The sequence below is a fragment of the Shewanella loihica PV-4 genome, assembly GCF_000016065.1.
GTDB lineage: Bacteria > Pseudomonadota > Gammaproteobacteria > Enterobacterales > Shewanellaceae > Shewanella > Shewanella loihica.
This window is the reverse complement of record NC_009092.1, coordinates 1,437,475-1,452,950: the sequence shown is the minus strand read 5'-3', so window position 1 is coordinate 1,452,950 and position 15,476 is coordinate 1,437,475. Positions and strand designations below refer to the sequence as shown.

At 49.5% G+C, this 15,476-nt stretch carries 18 protein-coding genes; 10 read left to right on the top strand and 8 right to left on the bottom strand.

Annotation, left to right across the window (positions count from 1 at the left end):
- Positions 1 to 29: 29 nt before the first annotated feature.
- Positions 30 to 590 carry a site-specific integrase gene (locus SHEW_RS06455; RefSeq protein WP_011865056.1) on the top strand — a complete coding sequence of 187 codons (561 nt, stop codon included), beginning with the start codon at positions 30 to 32 and terminating at the stop codon, positions 588 to 590.
- Positions 591 to 662: 72 nt separating this feature from the next.
- A complete protein-coding gene (locus SHEW_RS06450) occupies positions 663 to 1,388 on the top strand; it encodes a lecithin retinol acyltransferase family protein (protein WP_011865055.1) in 726 nt (241 codons plus the stop codon).
- 89 nt (positions 1,389 to 1,477) lie between these two features.
- On the opposite strand, the gene SHEW_RS20335 is transcribed toward SHEW_RS06450, so the two are convergent.
- Both SHEW_RS20335 and SHEW_RS06445 read right to left on the bottom strand, forming a co-directional pair.
- Entirely contained in the window at positions 1,478 to 2,143 is a 666-nt protein-coding gene (locus tag SHEW_RS20335; RefSeq protein ID WP_011865054.1) for an inovirus Gp2 family protein, read from the bottom strand.
- A 317-nt stretch (positions 2,144 to 2,460) separates the two neighbouring features.
- Positions 2,461 to 3,927, bottom strand: coding sequence for a hypothetical protein (locus SHEW_RS06445; protein ID WP_011865053.1), 1,467 nt, complete (start codon positions 3,925 to 3,927; stop codon positions 2,461 to 2,463).
- 127 nt (positions 3,928 to 4,054) lie between these two features.
- On the opposite strand from SHEW_RS06445, the gene SHEW_RS06440 reads away from it, so the two are divergent.
- The gene (locus tag SHEW_RS06440) at positions 4,055 to 4,729 is read left to right on the top strand and encodes a hypothetical protein (RefSeq protein ID WP_041406520.1); all 675 of its coding nucleotides are present in this window, start codon (positions 4,055 to 4,057) and stop codon (positions 4,727 to 4,729) included.
- A 452-nt stretch (positions 4,730 to 5,181) separates the two neighbouring features.
- Here the strand turns inward: SHEW_RS06440 and SHEW_RS06435 are convergent, their stop codons facing one another.
- The 4 genes from SHEW_RS06435 to SHEW_RS06420 are packed head-to-tail and all read right to left on the bottom strand — an operon-like array spanning position 5,182 to position 7,953.
- Entirely contained in the window at positions 5,182 to 6,279 is a 1,098-nt protein-coding gene (locus SHEW_RS06435; RefSeq protein ID WP_011865051.1) for a 5-(carboxyamino)imidazole ribonucleotide synthase, read from the bottom strand.
- Positions 6,279 to 6,761: a 5-(carboxyamino)imidazole ribonucleotide mutase gene (gene purE / locus SHEW_RS06430; protein WP_011865050.1), complete on the bottom strand. Its 483-nt coding sequence runs from the start codon at positions 6,759 to 6,761 to the stop codon at positions 6,279 to 6,281. Before purE ends, SHEW_RS06435 begins: the two co-directional genes overlap by 1 nt.
- 9 nt (positions 6,762 to 6,770) lie before the next feature.
- Positions 6,771 to 7,703: a sodium-dependent bicarbonate transport family permease gene (locus SHEW_RS06425; protein ID WP_011865049.1), complete on the bottom strand. Its 933-nt coding sequence runs from the start codon at positions 7,701 to 7,703 to the stop codon at positions 6,771 to 6,773.
- A gap of 1 nt (position 7,704) precedes the next feature.
- Entirely contained in the window at positions 7,705 to 7,953 is a 249-nt protein-coding gene (locus SHEW_RS06420) for a hypothetical protein (RefSeq protein WP_011865048.1), read from the bottom strand.
- A gap of 138 nt (positions 7,954 to 8,091) precedes the next feature.
- Here SHEW_RS06420 and SHEW_RS06415 point away from each other — a divergent pair, with 138 nt between their 5' ends.
- On the top strand, positions 8,092 to 9,033 hold the full coding sequence (locus SHEW_RS06415) for a LysR family transcriptional regulator (RefSeq protein ID WP_011865047.1): 942 nt from the start codon (positions 8,092 to 8,094) through the stop codon (positions 9,031 to 9,033).
- A gap of 66 nt (positions 9,034 to 9,099) precedes the next feature.
- On the opposite strand, the gene ohr is transcribed toward SHEW_RS06415, so the two are convergent.
- The gene (gene ohr, locus SHEW_RS06410) at positions 9,100 to 9,534 is read right to left on the bottom strand and encodes an organic hydroperoxide reductase Ohr (RefSeq protein WP_011865046.1); all 435 of its coding nucleotides are present in this window, start codon (positions 9,532 to 9,534) and stop codon (positions 9,100 to 9,102) included.
- A 518-nt stretch (positions 9,535 to 10,052) separates the two neighbouring features.
- Here ohr and SHEW_RS06405 point away from each other — a divergent pair.
- Together SHEW_RS06405 and SHEW_RS06400 are read left to right on the top strand one after the other, a co-directional pair.
- On the top strand, positions 10,053 to 11,138 hold the full coding sequence (locus SHEW_RS06405; RefSeq protein WP_011865045.1) for a M35 family metalloendopeptidase: 1,086 nt from the start codon (positions 10,053 to 10,055) through the stop codon (positions 11,136 to 11,138).
- Positions 11,139 to 11,277: 139 nt separating this feature from the next.
- Positions 11,278 to 11,694 carry a hypothetical protein gene (locus SHEW_RS06400; protein WP_041406517.1) on the top strand — a complete coding sequence of 139 codons (417 nt, stop codon included), beginning with the start codon at positions 11,278 to 11,280 and terminating at the stop codon, positions 11,692 to 11,694.
- Between the two features lie 152 nt (positions 11,695 to 11,846).
- Here SHEW_RS06400 and hpf read toward each other — a convergent pair whose 3' ends face one another.
- The gene (hpf, locus tag SHEW_RS06395) at positions 11,847 to 12,203 is read right to left on the bottom strand and encodes a ribosome hibernation-promoting factor, HPF/YfiA family (RefSeq protein WP_011865043.1); all 357 of its coding nucleotides are present in this window, start codon (positions 12,201 to 12,203) and stop codon (positions 11,847 to 11,849) included.
- A gap of 480 nt (positions 12,204 to 12,683) precedes the next feature.
- Here hpf and SHEW_RS06390 point away from each other — a divergent pair, with 480 nt between their 5' ends.
- From SHEW_RS06390 to SHEW_RS06375, 4 genes are all read left to right on the top strand, one after another.
- Positions 12,684 to 12,923 carry a hypothetical protein gene (locus SHEW_RS06390; protein ID WP_049766501.1) on the top strand — a complete coding sequence of 80 codons (240 nt, stop codon included), beginning with the start codon at positions 12,684 to 12,686 and terminating at the stop codon, positions 12,921 to 12,923.
- Positions 12,924 to 12,927: 4 nt separating this feature from the next.
- Positions 12,928 to 14,640 carry a PepSY-associated TM helix domain-containing protein gene (locus SHEW_RS06385; protein WP_011865041.1) on the top strand — a complete coding sequence of 571 codons (1,713 nt, stop codon included), beginning with the start codon at positions 12,928 to 12,930 and terminating at the stop codon, positions 14,638 to 14,640.
- Complete coding sequence (locus SHEW_RS06380; protein WP_011865040.1) at positions 14,637 to 14,999, top strand: DUF3325 domain-containing protein; 363 nt, start codon at positions 14,637 to 14,639, stop codon at positions 14,997 to 14,999. Before SHEW_RS06385 ends, SHEW_RS06380 begins: the two co-directional genes overlap by 4 nt.
- A gap of 110 nt (positions 15,000 to 15,109) precedes the next feature.
- Positions 15,110 to 15,388, top strand: a complete 279-nt coding sequence (locus SHEW_RS06375; protein WP_011865039.1) for a hypothetical protein — start codon at positions 15,110 to 15,112, stop codon at positions 15,386 to 15,388.
- Positions 15,389 to 15,476: the final 88 nt, after the last annotated feature.

The window sequence follows — 15,476 nt, the reverse complement described above, 5'->3', positions numbered from 1 at the left end:
ATCAAATAGCCAAATGAGGGAACTTCACTATGAAAGAAGTCGAGGCGGTGAAAAGCCGCGATACCATCAAGCTTATCAGTTATCTGCTTGAGCGTCACTTTGGTCAGCAGATGGCCGATGTGTGGAATATCGGACTCAACCTGGCGCTGCGCATCTCCGATCTACTGGCGATCAAGTTTAGCGATATCCAAGGTGACCGCTTAACCATCATCGAGCAGAAGACCGGTAAGCAAGCCAATATCATACTCAATGCCAAAACCAAGGCGCTGATTGAAGAGATCCACCAGCGTCATCCTGACCACATCTATCTGTTTCAATCCTATCGCAGTCAACAAATGCAGCATGCAGCGCCTAAGCCGCTCAGTCGCCGCGCGGTGACCAAAGCCTTTGCCTTCGTCGGTGAAGACATCAAGGTCGCATTAGGGACCCACTCGATGCGTAAGACCCGTGGTTATCACCTGTATCAGTCATGTAAAGACATTGGACGGGTGATGCGCATGCTTAGACACGGGTCTGAGGCCGTCACCCTACGCTACATAGGTATTACCCAGCAGCAAATCGATAAGGACTTTGTTGAGCTAGAAATCTAACCCTCCCACTAATCCCTCACTTGAGAGCAGTAGCCTTAACGGGCGCTGCTCTCTTTTTATTTGGAGTACAACATGAAGAAATTTAAAGCCGGTGATCATTTGGTCACCAATATCGACCCGTTAGGGCTAACACAGCATCACGGCCTTTGTGTCGGCCATAACCAAGTTATCCATCAACGCAAAGATGGTTTTGTTGAACAAGTAACCTTAACTGAGTTTGCTGAAGGAGCGAAGGTTAAACGCAAAGCGATTGCATATGATAGAGATGGTGCAGTTGAACGCGCTTTGAGCCAAGTGGGTTTACGGCCTTATCACCTCCTAAATAGTAACTGCGAGCATTTCGTAAATTGGTGCCTTGATGAAGAATCGACCTCTGATCAAGTAAGTAACAACGTACACCTTACGATGCAAGTGACAGCGAGAGCTGGCTTACTGGGACTGAGCGCTAAACGTCTAGCACAAAGCAGTAGTGCCAATATCGCATTAGCCTCGACTGCAGCCAAGATGGTAGGTGAACGTATAGGGCTTCCCGATTCGGTAAACACAGTACTGGGCACCCCTGGCGATATGGTAGCCAAGCCCATAGAGACACTGATTAATGGCACCAGTGACACTTTATCCACCTCCACAGAACACCTACGTGACGGTCAGTATGGCAAAGCAGTTGGCGCCTTAGTCACCGGAGCTGCAGTAACCGCAGTAAAAACCACGGTAGTTGCACCACTTAAAGTGGCTGGGGATGGCATAGTCGCTGTCGCGGATATTGGCAAAGATATATGGCTGTGGTTAAGGTATTAAAAACCTCACATATGTTCGAGCAAGATACAGGGGCGAAACAGACGCCCCTGATATACCGCAAATTATCAAAGCTTGATGGAACCACCCAGCTAACGTTGACTACACCCAAAAGAACGAGTGTTATCACCATAGTGCTTAGTCTCAAGCTTGGCTAAATAACTCAATCGTTCAAAAGCTTTAGCAAAACTTGTAGTAAAACCAACCGAATTACGATTTATGTAATACAATGGTTTACTAGGGCAATGAACTTTATCTTCTGCAACGAACTCATCAACTCCAATAGCACTAGCCCATGCCTCAACAATTCTAGCTCTTAGATTGTTGCCACCATTACTGTAACTTCCCAAATGGCAGTAAGCATCGTTATTGAGAAAAATCGCCACATGATAATGGTCCGTAGCAGCCTCCCGACATTCCTTCACCCATACATATCGTAACGTGCATGGATGTGTACGCTTTCCCTCTCGTAGTTTGACTGCTCTATCATGTTGGATTTTTGCATTAAGTGACTTGAAAAATTTACTGATGACCGTTGAATCATAAAACCTCGGTGAATCATCGAAATTGAGAAGCGGCAAATGCAAATCAAATCGTACCATTAAGGTACGAGGATGTTCATCAAGAGCGGCATGCATGGTTCGGAGGATTGCATCCAAGTATTGCTTACTTAGTGGTCTAGAATTGACTTTCCATCCTTGATATTGACCATTATCGATCACGACAAGATTAGTGTTAGCAGGATAACGTGTTCGCATACTGATAAGCCCATGTTAGTTATTGTTCATAACTTGTTTGGACTCAATAATTTTTAACTTAAACGAAATACCAACCAGTTGGGTACAGTTGGAAATGCTATTATCAACAGACACACACATTAAGAGTTTGATAACAAAACTAATATTAACAAACAGACAAAAGAATACATCGAACCCCTTGCCATAACAGATCGAAACGAAGGCAATTGAAGCGGATTTCCCCCTCCCGCTTAGTCTCTAGTTAAAATATTTTGTCATCGAAGATTGACAGGTAAAACTCAAGACTTCGACGCACAAATCAATCGTGCTACGTGTTCTTACAACAAAACTAGATTATCAACTTGGCGAACCTTTGGGTGCTTCACTCTGGAGTTAGCCATATATAGCTCTCCAGCATAAATCAAACAGTCAGTATATTTTTCTTCATTGGGAACGATAACTTCCAACACATGTGAAGCTAGCATTTTGTATGCTTTTTCATTTGAGCCTGTGTCTTGGCTTTGTTTGAGAGAGGCTTCCTGCACAGGCAGAGAGACACCGATAGCTTGATGCTTTTGATAACTCAAGACACGCAGTTTATCCCCAAAAGAATCAACAAATACTTGCAATTCTTTTGAAAGTTGCTGGATTAAATCGACTATATCAATCGTCAATTCCTTAATGATAAACGATCGGAAAATCTCATTTTCCATTTTGTTGTTTAGGTCCCCACCTTCCACCCCCACCTTTTCAAAGCTCACTACATCCCCACAAGACAGACTATTCGACAGTTCAAAGCTAACTCTATTAAACAAATCCCTATCCTGATAATTCGCAGGCTGATCCACGACCGTTAAGGCCCCTTTATTCGATTCAGATAATGAATTCAATCCGCTGTGCAGCTGAGAAGTGCCGGATAGACGAGTAGCCAAAATGTTTGAAGCATGAGAGAAAACTATCGCCAAGCAAGTTTGTTGAACCAAGGCTTTAAGCTTCTTATTTCGAAAGTGCTTCGATAACCTAAAATATTGATCTTCAGAAAGATATGAGTCTTGAATTGGTAATTTTCCATTCTTAGAGCGCATACGCACTGTTGCGAGCTGATCATAAGAAATCAGTTTCCTTAGAAGCCTGATAGGCTCAAACTCCATATCATTACGAGTAATACCCACCCTAATAATCTTCCACTGACTCGACTGGGGATGAACTTTATAGACAGGAGGCATAGGCCCAAAAAGAGTAGTACGAGCTATTTGAGCGGCAACGACTGACACTACACCAACTAGCTCTAGTGCTCTAACCGTTCGGCGAATCTGAGCCTCTGTCATTCCAAGTACTTTACTGAAAAACGAATCCTCGATACCTACGACATATCCAGTCTTGTCGGATGACATCAATAGCGCGATCCAAACCAAACGCATTTGGGTTGTTATCGCTGCAGATGTTCTAAATGAAGCTATAGGTGTTGAAGATAAAAGCACATGGTTAATTTCATCCTTCCATATGACTTCGGAAGAATCCCAAGCATGCCACATCCTCAATGCTTCGGGCGACAAGCAGAAATCAAAGCCAACTTTTCGCTTTTTTCCTGGAGGCAACACTATCGCTCTCTTTATCTTCCAAAGATACCCCTCTCTTTCCAAGTACTCCAACGCTACACCCAAATGCCGCTTTGATACACCCAAAGCCAACGCCAAATCATCCTTTGTCCCAGATTGAAAGCCACTGCCCAAACGAGCAGCCCAAGCTAATAACACCCACCGAATTTCTGCAGCTGCATCCGTCATTGATTCTAAAAGTCGCATACCTAGAATTCATACAAGTCCATTTTTCACTTAGTTCTACCACACAAAAGCCCATGAAAATAGACATACTGAAAAGGTAAAATCCATGTTACGTTACAAGTAACGCAAATTTACCATGAACCCAATCATGCCAAATAGACAACAACTCACGCCTCCTGACGCCATCAAGCTTTTTGAATTTTTGGATTCAGAGACCCCTGCCACGATGAAATGGATAGAGAAATATTTATCTAAACAGGGAGTTTTTCTACAACAGGGACTATTGCAAAGTGAGCTGATAAATTCCGCTTTGGCTAAACATTTCTTATCTAAAAATACTCCCCCCTCTGACATTAAGCTATTTGCCAAAAAAATGGGTAATGCATGGCGAGCAAAGAAGCACAGAAAGAATAAGAATTTGGTTACGCTATCAATAAGCTTGAATCGAGACGTATCCAATCAACTCACTCAAATGTGCAAAGGTCACAATAAGACGGACATCGTCACTCAACTCATTACGGAAAACTACTGTAACTTCCTAGCCGAGCAGAAGGCCATAAAGGAAAAATTGGCCGAGGAGAAAAGAGTGCGACAAATTGAAGCTGAAAGAGCTAAACATGAGCAATTGCTGAAAAGGTCTACACCACCTATCGCACAACTGAAACAACAAAATACTTCGTTACTAGCCCAAAGAGACGAGCTCGAAAATGGAATAGCCAAGCTTTACGATATAATCTTTCTAGCCAACGAACAGGGAAAAAAAATAGATAATGACATGCTGATTGAGGCAACAAAACTGTACTACAATGTTTTCAATAAATAGTGAAAATACGCCAATTATCGAAATATAGACGCCAATTCAGTTTCCAGGCAAGAAAAGAAACCCAAACCATTGAAAAACATATTAAATATTGAAAAATATAAACAAAAATGACATTTAAAGACGGTATTCCAAATGGTACTCCAAAAAGAAAAACTGAACCGGCAATAAATTAATCAAAACAGATAGAAAGCAAACCTATTCAGATGACGCCGCCCCACCAACATCAGGTTAGCGATAACCTTCAAAGGCCGCTAAGCCCTTACCAGAGGGGTTTAGCGGCTTTTTTGTATCTATCGCTTTTTAAGAGCATGCAGCAAGTCTATTTAACGGCTTAAAATCAAAGATAAAAAAGCCCCGGCAGGTCTTGTCGGGGCTTTCCTCTTTATCGGTTTAAGACAATTAATCTTTGAAGCTAAGCCTTAAACACCAATCTCGTGCATGAACTTTTTAACTTAGCACTTCACCAGCGACTGCTCGACGCTTTGCATCTGGCTAACCAGTTGGGCGTAGTCATCCAGCATGAAGTTGATGTGTCCTAACTTGCGGTTGGGCTTGGCGGCCTTGTTATACCAGTGCAGGCTGGCATTGCTGCTTAGGGCGTCCATTGGCGGAGCAACGACACCTAACAGATTCAGCATGCCGGTCTTACCTATGGCCGAGGTTGCCCCCAGGGCGAGTCCGGCGACGGCGCGGATGTGATTCTCAAACTGGCAAGTTTGAGCGCCGAGCTGAGTCCAGTGGCCGCTGTTGTGTACCCGAGGTGCTAACTCATTCACCAGCAGCTTATCACCCAGCACAAACAGCTCCATGGCGAGCACACCAACATACTCTTGGGCTTGCAGCAATTTGGTCATATAGCTTTGCGCCTGCTGCACCATCTCGCCGCTTAGTCCTCTGGCAGGCGCCATTGAGCGCACCAGAATCCCATTTTGATGCTGATTCTCGGTCAGGGGGTAACAGCTCACCTCGCCGCTGGCGCCGCGCACACCTATGATAGACACCTCTGCATCAAAAGGAATCCACTGCTCCGCTAGGTAATGACCTTGTTTAAGATTAGGCGCAACGCTGACAAGATCATCATTGCTGCGCACCACCCATTGGTTCTTACCGTCATAGCCTTCATCGAGGGACTTGATCACCATAGGATAATCTAAGGTCTTGGCGCTCTCCTCGAGGCTGACATCATAGGTAAAGGGCGCGCAGGGAATACCAAGCTCGGCTAATAGCTGCTTCTCGTGAATACGGCTCTTGCACTTGGCGATGCTATCGACATTCGGTCTAATGATGCAGTGGGCTTCGAGGGCGCGAACAAGCTCGAGATCTACCTGTTCTTTTTCGACCGTGATCACCTCTGGTTTTCCCAAGGCTTCATAGAGTGCGCTGACACTCTGGCCCGGCTGCCAGGGCGCCACAGGGCCGAGCCCCTCGACACAGCTGAGATCCGTATCAGGGCCACCATCGGCGACGAAGCTAAATTTCAGCCCTAATGGAATGCCCGCCAGCGCCATCATGCGCGCCAGCTGACCACAACCGATAATGCCGATACGCATTATTCTACCTCCAGCGGTACACCTGAGGTTTGGCTAGCACGCCAGTCACACAGACGCTGGGTCAGTTCGCTATCGCCCAAGGCTAGAATTTGCGCCGCCATCAGGCCGGCGTTAAAGGCGCCTGAATCGCCAATCGCCTGAGTCGCCACCGCAACCCCTTTTGGCATCTGCACGATAGAAAGTAGACTATCCATCCCTTTCAGGGCCTTGCTCATCACGGGCACCGCAATCACAGGCAGATGCGTCATGGCTGCCGTCATGCCCGGCAGATGCGCGGCGCCGCCAGCACCGGCGATGATCACCTCGATCCCTTCGTCGGCCGCGCCATGGCTGAAGCTCACCAGACGCTCTGGGGTGCGGTGCGCCGAGACCACCTGTTTGCTGTAGGCGATCCCCAGGGCATCCAGGACTGTGGTGGCATTTTTCATGGTCGGCCAATCGCTCTGTGAACCCATGATGATTGCAACTCTTGCTTTATTCATACGTGCCTCTTAATTTGATAACCAATAGGTGAACAGCGCATAGGTAGGTATGCCCACCAATACGTTGAACGGAAAAGTAATTGCCAGTGAATAGGTGATAGACAGGCTCTGATTCGCCTCGGGAATCGCTACCCGCATTGCCGCGGGCACCGCAATGTATGAGGCGCTCGCCCCCAGTACCGCCAGCAGAGTGGCGCCGCCGCTCGACAGTCCCATCTGTAAGCCAAGAATACTGCCCAGCAAGCCACCAATCAGTGGCATGAAGACGCCAAATGCCAGCATGAAGTTGCCCATCTGCTTGAGCTCTTTTAGACGGCTGGCGGCAAGCATGCCCATCTCCAGCAGGAAGAGGGCCAGCACACCATGGAACAGGTTGAAGAAGAGCGGGGTCACCCCCTCGATGCGCTCGGCCCAGAAGTAGCCGATGATCAGCGCGCCGACCAGCAGCACCAGACTCTGGTTGCAGAACACCTCATGGATAAGCGTGCGCCACTTGAGATTAGTGCCCGAACGCCTGGCCAGGGCGATACCCACGGCGATGGCGGGGATCTCCAGCAATACCACAAACAGCGGGAAGTAGGCCTCATAGCTTATGCCCTGCGCCTCGAGAAACGCCACGGCCACCGCGTAGGTGCCTATGCTGACCGAGCCATAGTGGGCCGCAATAGAGGCCGCATCCTCAAGCTTGAGCTGGCCGATATAGCGCAGAATAGGAAAGGCTATCAGCGGAATAATCAGCCCCATGCCAATCACCAGCAAGGATTGTGGCAAGAGCGCCATGGAACCATATTTTGACAGTGCCACGCCCCCTTTGAGGCCGATGGCCAGCATGAGAAATAGCGTCAGACTCTGATAGAGCGCCTTGGGAAACTGAATGTCGGAGCGGATCAGGGTGGCGAGCGCCCCCAGGATAAAGAAGGCAATGGTGATATCTAGCTGCATCTTAGGCGCCCTTTACTTGCAGGCGAGTGGTAGGCTTTACGGTGCGGCGCCTATTCGAGAGCTTAGACGACAGCTTGGCGGCGATGGAGACCAAGGTCAGTGAGATCAGGCCGAGACCGACAACCAGCAGCCCCATACCGTTGTGCCCTTCCCTCATGGCGGCAAACGCCAGTGCCGTCACCACCATGCCCACGACTAGGCTGAAGAGTGATTGTTTTTCTGCCAGGACAAGCTGAGTTAACTGTTTCATAAGATCCCCCGTTTACGACTGATACCGCGAAAAATTCGGTGTTCTTTTAGCTGGAGCGATCTTGCCAAAAACAATTTATATATAAAAATAGATATTTTTATGTTTTTATATAGATAAAAATCTATACATGGAGCGACTATGTCCCTCAGACTACAGGCACATCTTGGTACCCTCAGGCAGATGGAGATCTTGCTGGCTGTCTATGATAGCGGCAGCGTCAGCGGCGCCGCCGAGACCCTGCACCTCACTCAGCCGACCATCTCGATGCAGCTCAAGAAGCTCGCCGATGTGATAGGTTTCCCCCTGTATAACATAGTGGGTCGCAAGGTGGTGTTTACCGAGGCGGGGCTGGAGGTGGTTAAATCGGCCACAGAGATCCTCGACAGCTTTGCGAGGCTGGAGATGTCGCTGTCGGACATGGGGGAGCTCAAATCGGGTACCCTGCGCCTGGCGGTGGTGACCACCTCGAAATACTTTATTCCCCACCTGCTCGGCCCCTTCTGCGAGCGCTATCCCAATGTCGCAGTGCAGCTAAATGTGGGTAACCGCCAGCAGATCATTGAGCGCCTCAAACAGGGCATCGACGACTTCTACGTGTTCAGTCATCCCCCAGCGGATCTCAACACAGATAGTATCGAATTCTTCAACAATCCTCTGGTGGCTATCGCCCAGGAGAATCATCCCCTGGTCAGTCAGGATGGCGTTTCGTTAGCCGAGCTCTGTGATGCGCCCTTCTTAATGCGTGAAAATGGCTCGGGCACCCGCTTGGCGATTGAGCGTTTCATGGCGAAACAGGGGGTGAAGCTTAACGTGAAGATGACCATAGAGAGTAATGAGGCGATCAAACACTCGGTGATGTCAGGACTGGGCGTCAGCATACTCTCGGCCCATACCCTCGCCTTTGGCGGCAATACCGGGCTGGCGCAGCTGAATGTGAAGGAATTGCCGATCAATTCCAACTGGTATTTTCTCTGGCTTAAATCAAAACGTCCCTCGGCAATCGCTCAGGCCTTCTTGACCCATGTGGAAAGCGAGGGACGTGAGATGCTACTCACCGAGCTGGCAAAACACAGGCTTTAGTGTGTTAACACCTTCACCTAGGGCTGCCAGCCTGGAACTCGCTAATAAGCTAGAGTAGCTAGCTAGTTACAGAGACTGGCCATTCACAGTTAGCGCAACATCTATGTTGTTGCGCACTGCGTTAGAGTATGGGCAGACCTGATGGGCCGTTCTTACCAGCTCTGCGGCTTGCTCCTGAGATAACTCATCAGATACCGCCAGCTCGACACTCAGGGCCACGGTTAGGCCGAAACCACCTTCTGCGCGAGCACCAATGCCCACCTTAGCGGTAACCGGCGCCTGCGTCAGCTTTACCTTAGCTTCTCTGGCCACATGCAGAACGGCATTGGAGAAACAGGCGCTGTAGCCCGCCGCAAATAGCTGCTCAGGGTTGCTCGCCTCGCCGCTGCCGCCCATCTCTTTGGGATAGCTAAGGGCGATAGACAGCTTGCCGTCGTCTGTCGTCACCTGTCCGTTACGTCCGGCGCTCGCAGTGGCTTGAGTCTCATATAAAGTCTTCATGGTCTTTCCTCATCTAGAATAGGTTCATTGAAAGCAAAGTGCTTTTTGCAATTTAGAGTGCACTCTTGATTACGACTCTTGAGTACGACTCTTGAATACGAATAAGAATGCAATTTAAGTTGCGCGCAATTCATTTGCAGCAGTTATACCCAAAATTTAAATTGCGCACAACTTATTTTTCCAATTTTTTCCGAAAAGGACTCGAATCAAAGACGAGCCCAAGAGGTATTTAACCGCGTGTGGTCGGAGGTGAGATGGGCAGTTACGACTTGGAAAATCTGCTAAGGAGAGGGTTAAAGCAACGCTTGAACATGGCAGCTAAACCGTTGACGTTGGGGTAGCCAATTTCCTGTCGCTAGTCAGATAAAGTACATTGCACTAGCCAACTTTAGTTATTCAAAATAAAGCTCCAATAAATACTTGCTATTCAAACCTTAATTTGATTAAACTCCGAAATGTAACAACTGAGTAACATTTGTTAACACTATAAAAATAACCTCAATCAAAAGGACAAATTGATGAGCAAGCTATTCAAATTATCAACACTCGCTATTGCCACCACCTTACTGAGTCAATCAGCCCTCGCCGAAGGGATCGCCGCTAAACTGCAGATGAGCCAAGACAGCTTCAGCAGCGATCAGGACGTGATGGTCACCCTAACCCTGACCAACGAAGCAAACGTTCCGGTGAAACTACTCAAGTGGTTTACTGCGGCAGACGGTGTTGAAGAGTCGCTATTTAAAGTTACCGCTGATGGTCAAGAGCGCCCTTACCTTGGTGCCCACTACAAGCGTCCAGCACCAAGCCATAAAGACTACATCAAGCTAAAATCCGGTGAGAGCATCTCTTATCAGGTAGAGCTATCGTCACTGTATGACATGTCATCCACGGCTAACTATGAGATCAGCTATGATGTCAGCTCTATGCAGCTGTTTGCGCCAAACCCAGGTCAGGCTAAGAAACTGGCTCGCCTTGGCGTAGAAGGCATACACTCTGCCCCAGCGAGCTTCTACCTGGAAGGCCGCGAATTTAAAGGCGGCGCTAACAAGGGCAAGCCAGGCACCGGCGATGGTGGCGGCACCACACCTGACGGCATCTCTTTCACCGGTCGTTGCAGCAACTCACAGCAGAGTGATATCCTTGCCGGCCTAGCCGCGGCTAAGACAATGTCAGCCGACGCTAACCAGCACCTGGCCACCGCCAGCAGCAACTCACAGCGTTACAGCACCTGGTTCGGCGCTTACAGCTCGTCTCGCTGGAACACGGTAAGCAACAACTTCAGCAAGATCGATAGCGCGCTCAACAACGAGCCACTGACCTTCGACTGTAGCTGTAAGAAGCAATACTACGCTTATGTTTACCCAACTCAGCCATACAAGATCTACATGTGTAATGCCTTCTGGACAGCCCCAACGTCGGGTACTGACTCTAAGGGCGGCACCATCATCCATGAAACCAGCCACTTCAACGTAGTAGCGGGCACTGATGATATTGTTTACGGTCAGAGCGGTGCTAAGTCACTGGCGATCAGCGATCCTTCACAGGCGATTCAAAATGCTGACAGCCATGAATATTTTGCTGAAAACACGCCTAACTTAAACTAATCTATTTCTTATCTTTCTTGTCAATCTAAGGGCGGAATTATCCGCCCTTTTTTTTGTTTAGCTAATGCCAAGGTTAACGCCTATGTTTATGCCTTTAAGGTTTCTGTCACTTAGTCTCTTGCTACTTTGGACCATAAGTATGAATAGCCTCGCACATCAAGCGCTACCCACGTGTCGCCTCATAAAGGCGGAGCAAGACAATACCCTCACCTTCGAGATAACTGCGCCGGCAAACACCAACTGGTACCTGCTGAGCTGGCACAGCCCCTTCGATGCCTGGTTTAGCAAGTTTCTGACCCTGACCGACCTGAATAGCCAACAGACGCTTGAATATCAGGGCGCACTCGCCAAGCGTGGCGAACCACTTGATGAGGACTATCTACTGCTACCTGCGGGCGAGTCCTTGAGCGTCTCGCTGCAACTGGCACAGGCATTTGTTATCCCTCCGGGTCATTATCAGGCTAAGCTTAGCACCTTAACCCTCTACCAAGACCTGAGTGACAAGACGCACAGCACAACCCTTGAATGCCCGGCGCTCGAGGTCGACCTGCCTTAGCCTCAGATACGCATAAGCAGCTACTCGTAACGGCCCTTCACAAGAGCCCTTATCTACAAAAGCACTTATTTACAAAAGCACTTATTCAAAATAGTCCAGATGCAAAAAAGCCACCCTAAGGGTGGCTTTCTCGTCTCTTATGCCTTTTAGGCTTAGACCAACTTCATCTCCTGGATGATCTCATGGGCAATCTCAGGTGTGGTACTTACCGGCTTTTGATGCAGATCTGCCTTCAAATGGCCTTTTCTGTGCTTTAACGCCGCATCCAGTTTTTTGGCGGCATTAGTGATAGCAGGATACATGATATCGTCACTCCCAGAGGCTGATATCCGGCTACCTTCGTAATTGGTACTGAGTTCGACCTGAAACTCTCCGTGCTCTTTAGCAATGATGACATCGAGTGAAATGAGCGTTGGGAAATGGGTCGCGATTTTGGAAAACTTTTGATTCACATGCTCTTTTATTGAATCGGTAATATCTACGTGATGACCAGAAAGATTTATTTTCATAGGTTTTCCTTTTTAGGATGACTTCAATAATGAACTTGGGATGAGTGAAAGAAAAAACAAGGGGCTGAAGCACTTTTTTTTCAATTGACGCCTATATAAGCATGGGCGAAATCCAAGTAAATCTCCATTCAGTGTCTACTAATATGTACTCCCCATACTGGTTAAAAGCAAGCGGCGAAAACAGGATATCAGGCATAAACAGGCGGTTTTGGCCATAAATCCCACAAAGTAAACAAAATTTAATCAATCTGTCTTTATGACGTCATCTTCATGCTAGCCCACAAACTAAGGGAGGGCCAAAGGGCAAACCTAAGAGTAACTTGAGATAACAGCTTTACATGTAAATACGAATGAGAACCTATCTCAACAAGTGTAGAATAAGCTAACCCTTAGTTCATAAATTTATCCATAGTGAATACAAGCATTTCTCCACGTCTAACGTCATTCGGGCGAGACCTCTCTCCCAGAGCTTCGGTCATCGTGCGCCTGTTAGCCTCCCTGCTGGGTGGTTACGGCGTGGCGGCGCTCGCCTGTATGCTGCTGGCACAAACTCTGCCCCTTAGCCGTCTCGATGCGGTGCTTGTCGGCACTATGGTCTCCTTTAGCATCTTCGCCATGATGATCATCCGCCTCTTTAGCCTCAGGTCTCACCTGCGCGTGGTGCTGGAACCTGTGGCGCTTTGCACCCTGCTCTATGGCCTCATACTCGTTTTAGGTTAATCCCATGAAAGAGACTTTTTTCCGCTCCATGACCTGGATGCACACCTGGGCTGGCCTCGCCGTTTGCTGGCTACTACTGCTTATCTTCTTTGCCGGCAGCCTGAGCTATTTTCGTCACGAGATCAGCCTGTGGAGCAAACCCGAGCTGCACAAGTCTGTCTTTCAAGACTATGACCAGCAGCGAATTGGTCAACAGATCGCAAAGGGCCAGGCCTATCTGGCCGACAAGGCCCCCGACGCCGCGAGCTGGACCATCTCCTTCCCGAGTGAGCGCAAGCCTTACCTGAGCTTCGGCTGGGCGGACGAGCCTAAAAAGGGCGAGCGGCGCGGCAAGTTCCATGAGCATGTGGTCAGCCAGGATGGTCAGCAGATGATCACCGAGATCCGCGACTCCCGAGGTGGCAACTTCTTCTACCGCCTGCATTTTGATCTGCATTACCTGCCGGTGGTGGCCGCGCGCTGGATAGTGGGGCTCGCCACCATGGCGATGCTGATCGCCCTAATAAGCGGCGTGGTGATCCACAAACGGATCTTTAAAGACTTCTTCAGTTTTCGGCCGGCTAAAGGCAGTCGCTCTTGGCTCGACGCCCACAATGTCAGCGCCGTGATGGCCCTGCCCTATCATCTGATCATCACCTACACGGGTCTCATCACTCTGATGTTCATGTTCATGCCTTGGGGCGCATTGCAAGAGTACGATGGCGACGTGCGCGCCTTCAGGGCCGACCTAAACCCCGCCCGCATTCAGACAAAACCCAGCAAAGATGCGGCGCCGCTCATCGAGGCCGCTAGCCTGCTACCTCAAATAGAACAGCAGTGGGGCGCCGCTCCGCTTAAGCAGGTTAGCATCAGCGCGCCAGGGAAAGATAACAGCCGTATCAGCTTCGCCCTCAACAGCGAGCAGACGGTGACAGATAGGCGTAATCTGTTGATTTTCGACGGAGTAAAGGGTGAACTGATATCTAAGGCTGATCCGGACAGCGCCACCTACAAGACCTACGACACCCTGATGGCGCTGCATACGGCGCGCTTTGCCGACTGGGCCTTACGAGGTTTCTTCTTCCTCTGCGGTCTGCTCGGCTGCGCCATGGTCGCCACAGGCACCCTGCTATGGGCGGTAAAGATCGCCCAGAAACAACAAAAGGCGATTCAATCTGGCACCAAGCCGACTGTCGGCCTCAGGCTGGTAAACGGGCTCAACATCAGCTTCATCTGCGGCCTTCCTCTCGCCACCGCAATCTTTTTTTATGCCAACCGTCTATTACCACTGGACATAGCCGACAGGGCCCAGCGTGAGGTGGACGCCTTCTTCATTATGCTGGCAATCATCGCCCTAGTCGCCCTGTGGGATGGCCTTCGCGGTGCGCAGTCCTGGCGGCGCTGGCGTCAATGGCTATTGCTGGGCGCCCTGGCCTATGCGGCGCTGCCGCTGCTGGGCGCCGTCACCTCAGGGCAGAGTCTGCTCGCTAACATGATTGATAATCAGTGGACGCTGGTAGGCTTCGATATGGTCAGCCTGCTGTTTGCCCTGGCACTGGGATTTGCCGCCAGGCAGGTTAGGCAGTCAAAGCTAATCAATCCGCGCCAAAGTGCCACCAGCCCGAGAACAAGCACGGCAAGAGCTGGCAGGTCAAGAGTTGGAAGAGTTAGCAGACCCAACACAACGGCTATGACTCGTGAGACAAGAGATACTGATTTAGAGGAGGTGCGCCAATGAACCTATCCATCGGCCTATCCCTTTGCCTAGCCCTTTGCCTATCCCTTTGTTTGGCCTTTATCGCCTTTGGCGCCTTGGCACTGGCCATGTTCAGCCACTTCAAAAGCTGCTTCAAGCGGCCACCCACACAGAGGCAACAGAGGGCGCTTACCCTGACAGGCTGGGCCTCACTCGCCTTAAGCTTTCTCGCGCTGCTCGGCCAATATGAGCCCGCCTACGCGACAATTTTGCTGTTTGGCGTGATGAGCGCCGCGGCGCTGATGGTGATCTTGCTGCTTAGCTATCAGGCAAAACGCCTGCCCGCTAGCCTAGCGGTCGCCGCCTTGCTGGCGCTGGTTGACTTTAGCCTGTTTGTTTAAATTTCATTCAGCCTGGATACAGCAGCATCTGTTTATTATCTGCTCAGCAAACACTATGGCACCTGATAACACTCCTGATAGACAGGCGCCAAACAGCAAGGGCAGATACCATGCGAATTTCACCTGCAGCGGCCTATCAGAGATGGACCCGCCAACTCCCCAGCGATAAGGCTGCGATGACCAAGAGTCGTGGTGACGATCACCATAGACAACTCGTAAGCGCCGCCGAACTGACTCAAGACAGGGTCACGCTATCGCCACTCGCGCTAAAGCTAAGTGCTCTCGACCAAAGCGCTCTTAACCACAACACTTTTAATCACAGCAGTCTCAACCACAGCAGTCTTGACCTGCGCACCCATGAAAAGGCGGCGCAGCGGGATGCGGCATAGCGCCTTCTCAGGTTTTCAAGCTTTCCCCAAACATTTTCAAAGTTTGCTATAGTGGCCGCATTCTATTTTGCATTCCAGTGGGCCCGAT